This window comes from Leisingera aquimarina DSM 24565 (assembly GCF_000473165.1).
Classification (GTDB): domain Bacteria; phylum Pseudomonadota; class Alphaproteobacteria; order Rhodobacterales; family Rhodobacteraceae; genus Leisingera; species Leisingera aquimarina.
The window spans coordinates 99,038-110,399 of sequence record NZ_AXBE01000011.1; the positions used below are offsets into that span (position 1 = coordinate 99,038).

At 59.7% G+C, this 11,362-nt stretch carries 6 protein-coding genes; 5 read left to right on the top strand and 1 reads right to left on the bottom strand.

Features of this window, described 5'->3' with window-relative positions:
• Window positions 1-34: 34 nt before the first annotated feature.
• The 5 genes from AQUI_RS26595 to AQUI_RS0100595 all read left to right on the top strand — a co-directional run bounded on the left by AQUI_RS26595 (window position 35) and on the right by AQUI_RS0100595 (window position 8,721).
• Window positions 35-2,395, top strand: coding sequence for a type IV secretion system DNA-binding domain-containing protein (locus tag AQUI_RS26595; protein ID WP_245596809.1), 2,361 nt, complete (start codon window positions 35-37; stop codon window positions 2,393-2,395).
• Between the two features lies 1 nt (window position 2,396).
• Complete coding sequence (gene mobF, locus AQUI_RS0100580) at window positions 2,397-5,402, top strand: MobF family relaxase (protein WP_027255810.1); 3,006 nt, start codon at window positions 2,397-2,399, stop codon at window positions 5,400-5,402.
• Window positions 5,399-5,893: a hypothetical protein gene (locus AQUI_RS0100585; protein ID WP_027255811.1), complete on the top strand. Its 495-nt coding sequence runs from the start codon at window positions 5,399-5,401 to the stop codon at window positions 5,891-5,893. Before mobF ends, AQUI_RS0100585 begins: the two co-directional genes overlap by 4 nt.
• A 411-nt stretch (window positions 5,894-6,304) precedes the next feature.
• Window positions 6,305-7,579, top strand: coding sequence for a tyrosine-type recombinase/integrase (locus tag AQUI_RS0100590; RefSeq protein ID WP_027255812.1), 1,275 nt, complete (start codon window positions 6,305-6,307; stop codon window positions 7,577-7,579).
• Window positions 7,576-8,721 carry a site-specific integrase gene (locus tag AQUI_RS0100595; RefSeq protein ID WP_084294163.1) on the top strand — a complete coding sequence of 382 codons (1,146 nt, stop codon included), beginning with the start codon at window positions 7,576-7,578 and terminating at the stop codon, window positions 8,719-8,721. The genes AQUI_RS0100590 and AQUI_RS0100595 overlap by 4 nt, the downstream gene beginning before the upstream one ends.
• A 422-nt stretch (window positions 8,722-9,143) precedes the next feature.
• Here AQUI_RS0100595 and AQUI_RS26600 read toward each other — a convergent pair whose 3' ends face one another.
• Window positions 9,144-11,027, bottom strand: coding sequence for a tetratricopeptide repeat protein (locus AQUI_RS26600; protein ID WP_051371713.1), 1,884 nt, complete (start codon window positions 11,025-11,027; stop codon window positions 9,144-9,146).
• Window positions 11,028-11,362: the final 335 nt, after the last annotated feature.

Consider the following 11,362-nt stretch of genomic DNA (forward strand, 5'->3'; position numbering starts at 1 on the left):
CTGCTCGCGTTGCAAAAGGAACGAGGGATTCGTCATGCGCAACAAAGGACATACCCAGCTTGTCAGAGGCGGCCAGACGACACAACACTGGACCCGCATGGCAACTCAGGTGTTCAAGTACAGCACCTCGGTAGCTGCTGCAGCGTTCACCATCACGTTTCTGGTCCTGGTCGCTCAGAACTACGAAATAGATAAGGTGCGCCTCACCGGTATCTACTGGATCGCGGAATTCAACGTTGAACAGCGGGGCACCGAACTCCGCGAACTCAACTATGTGGATCTCGACGGCAGGCGCGTGAAGCGTACTGCTGGACAGATCTATGCAGACCGCGGCATGCGCGCGACCTATAACCTCTACACTGCCAATGCCTGGCGCTACCTCTACTTCTCTCTTCTGCCCGCCGCCGTGGCGTTCGCCTTCACCTTCGCGGTCTTCGCCATGGTCGGCCGGTCGCTGAAAGAGGAAGAACATATCCGGGGTGCACGCCTGGTAACGGCCAAGGAACTGAAAGCCTGGTCAAAGCGGAAATGGCGCGAATATGAGAAACGCTTTGGAAAGGGCACCAAGAAAGGCCCCCGCTACACCCTGGCCGGGATCGAGTTTCCGCCCAATGCTGTAGAGGCGCAGATCGGCATCACCGGCACCGTCGGCACCGGCAAGTCGAACCTCATGCACGAGCTGCTGAACACCATCCGGGCCGCTGACGGCAGGGCCATCATCTATGACAAGATGGGCGGCCTGCTCCGCGACCACTACGACCCGGAAAAAGACATCATCCTCAACCCCTTCGATGAACGCTCCGTGGGCTGGTCGCCTTTCAATGAGGTGGCTTCACTGGAGGGCTTCGCGCAGATCGCCGAGGTGATGATCCCGGATCAGCAAGGCGCCATGGATAGTTTCTGGACGCAATCCGCCCGGCTGGTCTTCCAGTACACCGCCCGCGAGCTGGCAAAGGCCGGAAAGACCACCAACGCAGATCTTCGCAAGGCTATCATGAACATACCTTCCGAGGAGCTGGGCAAGCTGGTGGCTTCGACACCGGGCGCTCACTTCTTCGGGGAGCATGTTGCGAAAACCTCCGGCTCGATCCGCGCCAACATGATCACCGAGCTGCGGTTTCTGGAATATCTGCGCGATGACGCCGAACCATTCTCGATCCGCGATTGGGTTGTGAATGACCGGCCCGGCTTTGTGTTCCTGACCGGCGATGCGGAAAAGTCGGCCGCGACACGCAACATCATCTCGACTGTCTTTGAGGTGGCAGCCAACGCGCTGATGACAACCGAGGAAAGCCGCGACCCCAAGGTCTGGTTCTTCCTGGATGAGGTGCCGACCCTCAACAAGATGCCCTTCCTTCCCAAGAGCCTTGCGGAGATCCGGCAGTTCGGCGGCGCCTTTGTCGTCGCCTACCAGGTGTTTTCCCAGCTGGAAGATATCTACGGCGACAAGGCCGCGGAGACGATTTCCGGCGTTTTGAACAACCGGGTTGTCTTCAACACGCCCGATTACAATACCGCGCAGCGCTCCTCCCGGTCTCTTGGCGAAGAGGATGTGATCGAGCAGCAGGAAAACATCACGTTGGGCGCGCATGACACCCGCGACGGCGTGGGCATTGTCGGCCGCCGTACCCAGCGCGCGATTGTCACCCCGGCAGAGATCCAATCCCTGCCCCAATTCGTAGCTTATTTCCGTCCGGCCTATGACGCCCCGACCGCCAGGGTGCGTTTTGAACCTGTGCCGACAACGGCCACTGCGGAAAAGTTCATCCCCTACAAAGGCAACGGCTTTGACTCCGGCGGAATGCAGGTTGCCGCGTTAAATGTCGAGATTGAAGAGGGTGAGACCGCGGAAGAGGGTTTCGCCGCCCTGAAACCCGAAGAACAGAAAGCGGAGTTTTTCCGGTTCCTGGACCGTGTACGCCCCGAAGGCGCAGCGAAGATCGAGGATCCCGCCAAGATCTCAGAACGGGACTGGTACTGGCAGCACTTTGCCACCGCCCGGGTGCGCGGCCGCGATGTGAAAGAGATCGCTCCGCCTGACCCTTATGCGGGCTTCGCAGGCAACGGCAGGGCCAAGGCCCGCGAAACTGCCGCGCTCCCCTACCCCGGCACCACGCCGGCACAGGATGACCAGGAGTCTGCAGCCGCCGCGCCAGCGAAAGAGCCTGCGCCAGAGGATCCGGCTCAAGTAGCAGAAAAGCCTGCGGACGGAGACGCGACGGCCGAAACCTTCAGCCCTGCCCTGCCACTCTCTGTGCGCGCCCATCCTTCAGTTGGGCAGATTCAGCCTGACAGGAGAACACCGAAACGGCCGGATCGCCCTCAAGCGGAACCTGCGGGCGATGCCGCAACAGCCTTTCTGAACCTTGAAACTGCCTTCGCGGAGGAGTCCTGACATGATGTCGATTTCAAACGTCTCGGCCGGGGCAGCGGCCAGCGGCTACTACAAGCAGGAAGGATATTACAAAGCAGGAACCGAGGAAGGCGAAAGGGCCGCGACCTGGTTCGGCAAGGCGGCGGAAGAAAACGGTCTGACCGGCTATGTCGATGACAGGCACTTTGCGCAGCTGCTCGATGGTGAAGCACCTGACGGAAAGCTGATGGGCCGCTACGTGGACGGCGAGCGCCAGCACCGGCCCGGCCTCGACCTCACCTTTTCCGCGTCCAAATCGGCCTCAGTTGCCGCTCTGGTGATTGGGGACAAGCGCATTATTGAAGCCCATGACGCCGCGGTGCGCGCGGCTATGATAGTGGTGGAGGAACGGTTTATTAAAACGCGCTTCCAGCAAGACGGGGAAATCGTCACGAAAAACGGGGAAGGCATTATTGCCGGGATTTACCGTCACGACACTTCCCGCGCGCTTGATCCCAATTTGCACAGCCACGCCGTCATTGCCAATATGGTGAAAAACGAAAACGGCGGATATTCAGCAATTCGGAATGAAGCTGTATACAAGAACCAAAAACTGATCACGGAAATCTACCGCTCCGACTTTGAGAACCGGATGGCCGACCTGGGCATTGCCACGGAACGCGGGAGATTTGGAGAAGTGAATATCTCCGGAATTTCTCAGGAGGTGACCGAAGCCTTTTCAAAGCGGCGGCAGGAAATTCTGAATGCAATCGACAATAAGGGAATGGATGTTTCGCCGGAAACAGCGAGCAAAGCGGCATTAGCCACCCGGGCAGCCAAACACAAAAATCTGGACCGGGATGCGCTACGGGAAACCTGGCGTGCGGACGCACTCGCGGCCGGTCTTGGCCGAGATCAGCTGGACCGTGGCAGGATGGGTCAAGCCGCCCCGCAGCCTGTGGTGCCACTCGATCAGCAGCGCCCGATCGCCCCCCTCGCAGAGCCCAGCCAGCCGTCCGGGGTGTTCGAGAAGGCCAAGGCCATGCTGTCCAGTGCTGCAGCCGTGGCACGCGTGGAGACTGACCCCAGGCAGGCCGTAAACCGCGCCGTCGAGCACATCAGCGAACGGGAATCCGCCTACAGCAGGCCAGATCTCACGGTGGCGGCAATGCACTTCGCTTACCGCTCTGACTTCAGGGCAGTGGACGCGGAAATCAGCCGACAGATCAAGGCAGGCCGGCTGTTTGAAAGCGGTGAGGACGGTCAGATTTTGACCGACAAGGCATCTGTAGATCTGGAACGCTCTATTCTGGCCACTTGGCGAAAGGCGGAGAAGACCGGCGGCCTCGAACTCCCATCAGAACAAGGGCGCACCGGAGACAGCCTTTTGGCCCGAAGACTGAGCGTTGTCCGTTCCTTGACCGACGGCCAGCGCGCATCCATCGAAACCTCCCTGACCGGTAAAGGCCGCTACGTCGGAATCCAGGGCTATGCAGGTACCGGTAAGACCTTCATGCTGGAAAGCACAAAGGAAGCACTAACCCGTATGACACACTATGCTGGTCAGAACGGGTATGAGGTCAAGGGTTATGCTCCGAGCCACCAGGCGGTGAATGAGCTGACCAAGGTTCTGGGGAGCGCCGAGACCTTGGCAAAGGTGGTCACGGCCGAGCGCCACCACCCGCAGGACGTGGACAACAGCAAGACCATCCTGGTTGTCGATGAAGCCTCGATGGTGTCCGCCCAGGACATGCGCAGCTTCATGGACTACGCGGAGCGCACCGGCGCCCCTCGTGTCGTCTTTGTAGGGGATGTCCAGCAGCTTGATGCGGTTGCCGCCGGTCAGCCCTTCGCACAGATGCAGAAAGCAGGCATGCGCACCGCGGTCATGGATGAGATCCGCCGCCAGCGGAACGATGATCTGAAGGCAGCGGTCTACCATTCGATCCGTGGAGAAATCACATCGGCCTTTGGTCGGCTGGAGGACAATGTGCTGAAGGTCGATGATCCCCGCCAGGAAGCTGCAGAAAGGTTCCTCGCTCTCACCCCGGCCGAGCGGCAGGGCACCCGGATCCTCACCCTCACCAACGCGGCCCGCGCGGAAATCAATGAGGCAGTGCGCGAAGGCCTCCGGCAGGAAGGCCGCATTGCCTCCGATGAGGTTAAAGTGAACGGCCTGCTGAACCGCCAGCTCACCGAGGCAATGCTTGCTGACGCCCGCAGCTACGCCCCCGGCGATGTCGTCATGTCCGTGGCGACAAGCAAGGAACACGGCCTGAAAAAGAACGGTCTCTATGTGGTCCAGGAAGTCGATCACAGGGGCAATAAGCTGACCGTTGAGCATGAGGAAACCGGTGCCCGGACCACCCTGCCTCTGGCTGCGAAATTCAATCAGCGGGAGCTTGGAAAGGCACTCGTGGCCTATGAGCGCGAGGCCCGTGGCATGGCTGAAGGCGACCAGGTGCGGTTCCGGATCACAGACCCGGAAAACGGCATCAAGAACGGTTTGCGGGCTGAAATCAAATCAACAAAGGGGGGAGTCATTGAGGCCGAGACGCAGGAAGGATCGCGCATCACCATTCCTGCTGACAGCCTCGCCGCCCGTGGCCTGGAACACGACTACGCCGCCACCGCGCACGCGGTTCAGGGGGAGTCTGTGGATCGCGTAATTGTGGCTATGCGCTCCACCGAACGGCTCGCAACCCAGAAGAGTTTCTACGTTGAAATCAGCCGGGCGCGCGATGAAGCAATGCTGCTGACAGAGGATCCGGAAAGGCTTTCCAAGACCATCGAGAAGGAGACCGGCATCCGCCAGACCGCTCTTGATGCCTGGCTGGATGGCCGCCTCGCAGGCGCACGCTCCCTGCAGCCGGAGGAGGCGAAAGCCCGCGAAGAACCACAAGAGAAGCCTGAGGCAGTGAAGGAAAAAGAAACCAAGGACAAAGAGCCGGAGACCCCTACCCTGCCCGGTCTCTTCGACGAGAAAATTAAAGAAGTTGAAAAGCAGGCAGAAATCCTCCTGCAGCGAGATAAGGAAATTGAACGATGAGCGAGACACAGCCACAGAACCTTCGTGTCCGGCTTGGCCCAGTTGCCAGCGCCCTGATTGAAGGCAGCACTGACAACCGGCAAGAGGCTCTGGACCAGGCTATTTTGGACCTTCAGGAAAGGGCCGTCAGAGACGTTAAGGACAGCGCTGGTCAAGCTCTCTGCCCCGAACATCTGCAGGGTCTGGAAAGCCGGATCGAGGAACAGGGAGAACTCCTCTCGGCGCTGCGGTTTTCAGTAATGAAAGAGATGCAGATGATCCGTTTGCTCATCGCCTCCCTTATGTCGAAGTCCGACACCAGCCAGCAACAGCTCCTCGCATTTGCTACCGAAGCGGTGGAGGCGTTGCGGCGTGACACCAGCCTAGTCCTGGAAAAAGAGCACGCAAACCTTGCCAGTCAGGAGGCCGCATTCCAGGATGCGATCCGGCGCGATATGCAGCTGGGCGGCGACGGCTTGGAGCGCGAGGCAGAGGTGGAGATCGAGCGATGAACGAGGCACGGACTCCCCCGATTTTGCCGGGCCGGAGCTGGCCCGCAGCCTGGGCCACGCTGGGCCAGAGCCGGGCCACAGCTGGGCCAGAGGCAATTTCGGCCCTTGAAAATAGGGCGTCACAAGGTGCTGCCACCCCCCAATTGACAAAATGCCAATTTTGGAAATTAAATCAGCGCTTTGCGCTGATTGCAGCTTTGCTGCGTGAGGTGTGGTACAAATCTGAGGCCCCCGGGCCGAAACCGGCGTTCCAAGGCAGCCGGTAAGCCATTCAACTGACTGGCTTTCCCGCCTGCGGAACGGGCCGCGGCGGCGGTTTTCCTTCCTGAATTATGCTGCTTCCCCGCTTTTCCTGGCCGCTTCCCGGGAAACTGCGTGGAATTTTTCCTGAAGCAGAGAAGGAAAACAGCCATGCGAAAATCCGCTCTGAACACCGCCAGTACCCGTCCCGCTTCCCAACGGTCAGAGACCGTTCATTGGGACACTGAGGTTCCCAAGCTGGGCCTCCGGCAGCGTGGCACCACTAGCTCCTGGATCGTGCAGTGGCGGGCCGATGGCAGGACCCGGAAGCAGACACTCGGGCGGGCCGATGCGATCCCCCTGCCCCAGGCCCGCGAGCTGGCTCGCACGCTGCTCGACGGTGTAACAGCGGGGGCCGCTCCGGACGCCTCACCAACTGTGACCGCCTTCAGCCGCCGCTACCTCAAGGATCTCGCCCCGAGCTGGAAACTGGCCACGCATCGCGCCAACACACATGACGTCAAGCACCTCATCATCCCCTATCTGGGCAGCAAGCGGCTCAATCAGGTGACCCGGGCAGATTTGGTTTCCTGGAAAGACGGTCTGCCCGGAAGTGCCGCCAGCGGCAACCGCGCACTTGCCGTTTTGTCCGGCATGATGCGCCACGCGGAACTGCTTGGCCTGCAGCCGCCCGGCAGCAACCCTTGCAAGGGGCTGAGGCGCCGCAAGACAAGCTTCAAGGCCACCTATTTCTCCGAGGCACAATGGGCGTGTCTGGGAACTGCATTGCGGCGGCTAGAGGAAACCCACCCGCGTGAGGCAGGCTGCTTCCGCTTTCTCGCCCTCACCGGCTGCCGCAAAGGGGAAGCCCTCGCCCTCCGCTGGGACATGATCGATGGTCCGCGCTGTGCTCTGCCAGATGCTAAGTCCGGACCGCGCGCAATCTGGCTCGGGCGCCCTGCAAAACGGGTTCTCGCCTCCTTTCCGCGCAGCAACCTGTACGTGTTCGGTGAGGGCAAGGACCCAATGCCAGACCACCGGATTGACAGGGTCTGGCGCAAGCTCCGACAGAGCGCAAAACTCGACGGGGCCCGCCTGCATGATCTGCGCCACAGCTTTGCATCGGTGGGCATCAATGCCGGGCTGGATCTGCGCGTGATCGGCGGGCTGCTGGGCCACTCCGATCTCGCAACCACCGAAGGCTATGCCCATCTCGAAGATCGCACCATCAAAGCCGCGAGCCAGCGGGTCGGCACGCACTTGGAGAAAATCGTCAAGGTTCCCGCTTCGGGCCGCGTCCGGGACAGTTCGCTCTACCAGCGCTTCTGCAATTCGCGGCTCTCCATCAACGCCTTCTGCGATGGAAACGGGATCGATCCAGCAACGTTCCGCAAAGGGCTCCTGGCTTGGCGCTCGGCGAACCGGGGCCGGAGAGCGCAAGCATGAAAACCGTAACCCTCCTCACCCCTCTGATCTTGTCATCTCTCAGGCCGCGAAAAATGGAATACGTGCTTCATGATGCCCAGTGCGACGGCCTGGCCCTGCGTGTCCAGCCCGGCGGCGCCAAGTCCTGGGTCTGCTGGAAACGGGACGCCGGCAAGACCCGGCGCGTCACCCTGGGCCGTTTTGAGGACATGGATCTCGATACGGCACGCGAAGCCTTCCACGGGCACATGGGTAACAGCCAGCGCGCCCCGGCCCCGCTCCAGCGCAACACGCTCACCTTCTCGGCACTCTGCACCGCCTTCCTGGATGCCAAGCGCGGGATCTATGCCAATTCCACGCTTTCCTCGCTGGGCTGCTATCTGGATACGCAGCTACTGCCCGCTTTTGGCCGGAGTAAAATTGCGCGGATCACAACACCCGACATCGCCGAATGGTTCTATGCCTATTCCCGTTCGAGGCCGGGTGGTGCCAACCAGGCACTTGGGCACTTCACGACAATTCTGAATTGGGGCCAGGAAGCAGGCCATCTTCCGGCGGACTTGCCCAATCCAGCAGCGCCTTTGCGGTTCAACCGGCGCCTGGCGCGCGGGCGCATGCTGAGCAGCGGCCAGCTCCGGCGGCTGGCGGCCGTGCTGGACTCGGCAACCGCCAGACAGCGGGACGCTGCGGACGCGATTTGGCTGATGCTGCTGACGGGCTGCCGCTCCGGCGAGATCCTGCGGTTGAAGTGGGATGAGGTCCGGAAAGACAAGCTTGCCCTCCGGCGCACCAAGACGGGCCCTCGCGAGGTTAATCTAAGCGATGCCGCTATCCAGTACCTTAGCCGGCTGCGCAAACAGCGCCGGTCCAGCTACGTGTTCCCTGCTCAGCGGACTAAGCAGCCGCATCGCATATCAATCGACCACGCATGGCAAACCTTCAAACACCTGGCTGGATTGCCCGACGGAATCCGGCTGCACGATCTCCGCCACACCTACGCCTCCCACGCAATTATGTCGGGAGAAACCCTGTACATGACTGGCAAGCTGCTCGGCCACCGATCACCGGACAGCACCGAACGATACGCGCATCTCGATGCAAGTTACCTGGCCAAGGCTGCAGACAAAGTCGCCAGGGAAGTCGACGAATTGTTAAGCGGTTAGCAGTCTGAAACGGCGTCTCACAGGCGTGTTGAGAAAAGAAAGCCTTGGGCTTGCTGCTTCCCACTTGCAGCATGCAGGCTCAACCCAAAGCTGCCGTAGACAAGGGCTGTCGCGCCAAAGATGCTGCCGGCGCGACAGCCCTTGGTTAATTTCCCGGAAGCGGACCCTCAGCAGGCCAAGCTGCCTCAAATGATGCTGCGGGTCACACCAGCGGCAGCAAAGCGCAGTAAGTGACCTTAGCAAAGCCGACAGATCTTGCGATCTTTGCGGGCGATCCTTGCCGCAGGCGCAATAAGAAGAGCTGTCCTTCGCCGCAGGTGCAGCCGCCGACCACCTTCGAACGTCAGCGGTGCGGGACCAAGCCGACTTCCAGTGCCAAAATAACCGGCAAATAGGGAATCAACGTTTCGGACCCGAGCAAATTATTTAGGTAATCCGCCGGCTTCCATCGCGTCAAAGTACCGGTCTTCGTCCGCCTGGTGCAGAAACGGAGTGTTTCTGTGGGTGGAAATCCGGAAATCGGGACGAATTTCAAGCAGCTTTTTCGCTTCGTCCTGAGCCTCTTCCAGGCGCCCCATTTCAGCAAACGTAGCGACTAATATTCGGCGGGGAGGCAGCGATTTCGGATATGTCGAGGTCCCGGCCTTGGCCAGGAGAAGAGCCTGTTCGTAATCCTTAAGAAAAAGGTGGGATAGCGCTGCATTGAAGTTATACCATCCCGGATACCGCGGATTGACCCGCTTTGCTTTGTTGTTCCAGTCGAGCGCTTCTGCGGGTTCGCCCATCAGGGAACGCAAGAAGCCCATATCATACAGCACTTCCGGGTCGTTCGGATTGCTTTGCAGCGCGCGCTGATAAGCACTGTAGGCAAGTTGGTGATCGTGGTCGGCAAACAGGTGAACCTGCCCTAACCGGTGTTGAACCCGGTAGTCTGTCTGATTGAGCTCCAGTGCAAGGGACAGGTGACGCCGAGCGTTGGCAAGAACCTTTTCCGGGTCGTCCACACCCCCGAAACGCCAAAGGCTGAGGTAACGTCCCGACAGCTCAATATGTGCAGCCAGATATTCGGGGTCCAAACCAATCGCCTGCTTCAGAAGCTCTATCGCTTCCTGACGACTTGCCGTGTTCAGAAGCTTGCTTTTTGCAACGGCCCTTAGGAACAGCTGGTAAGCTTCGGAAACATCTGTCGGCCGTTTCCTGAGCGCGGCAATTTCCTCCTTTTCGATTTCGATTTCCAAAGTCGATGTGATTTCCTGGACGATATCTGCCTGGGTAGCGAACACATCTGGAGCCGAAAATTCGTACAGGTCTGACCATGCCGTATGTTCTGTTTCAGCTTCCACGAGCGCGGCGTTCAATGAAAGCATGTCGCTGCTTTTGTGAACGCTGCCCGACAGCACATACCTAACACCCAGTTCGCGGCCGATATCCCTCGGTCTTACCGGGGTATCCGCGAAGGTGGTTGCAGTGGAGTCCGCGATAACGAAAAGCTGAGGAAATTTTGACAGTTGGGTAGTAATGGCGGTGCTGAAGCCCTCCGCCAGGTAGCCAATTTGCGGGTCATCCGACCGGTTTTCAAATGGAAGGATAACGATTGAGGGGTTCGCCGGCATCGGATGTGCCAGTACCTCAGGATCGACATTTGCTTTCCGAGGCACCCAATGCTGCCACGACCAGACTGCAAAAACGGCGAACATCAAACACCCGACACCAACGAGCATCTGGAGCCGCCTGGTTTTGGGGCTCCGCTTCGGCGACACCAATGCCGCGGGAACAAACGCCTCGGCTGTTTCGTCAAGAATTACGCGAAAAACGCGAACCGGCCGAACGATATTCTTGACTTCGATCTCACCCAGATCCTCGAAATTCAGATCCAATTTGTCGCGCACCTGATCTCGCACGCTTCGGTGAATGCAAATGCCGCCCGGTTCTGCCAGCCCTTCGAGCCGGGCTGCCACGTTGACGCCGTCACCAAGTATGTCGCCGTCTTCGGCGATCACATCGCCGATATTGATGCCGATGCGAAACAAAATGCGGCCGTCTTCCTGCACGTCAGCATTGCGGCCGGGCATGTCGCGCTGAACAGTTACCGCGAATGACACCGCAGCGACCGCGCTGGCAAATTCCATCAGCGCCCCGTCGCCCATCAGCTTGATTGTCTTACCACCGAACGCTTCGGCAGCGGGGTCGATCAGGTGTGATCGATGCGCTTTCAATGCGGACAGGGTGGCCGCCTCATCGCCCTCCATCAATCGCGAGTAGCCGACGACATCAATGCTCAGAATGGTGGTAAGTCGGCGTTCCACGACTGTTCTCCCTAACTCGGGAGAATAACGATCAAGTCTTCTTGAATCCATACTTCCGGCGTTTTGGGATCCGCGCGATCAAGTCAATGTTCCCGCATCCAACGTCGCATCGGTTTTGGAACTCAGGCTTGAAAACGTTGGTGGCTAAGATTGTGCGAGACAGTTTTTTGTGGTCCGCTTCGGGCTCACTGCCACCTTGTGGCGGTGCAGCGCCAGGCTGCCCGCCGCAACAGCGTTCTTGGCTATCCGTGATCGGCTCGAGCCAGCCCGGAGCGGACATGGACGCGGCGGCGCGGGCCATATTGCTGCCGGTGCGAAATCTTCAAGCCCTCTCA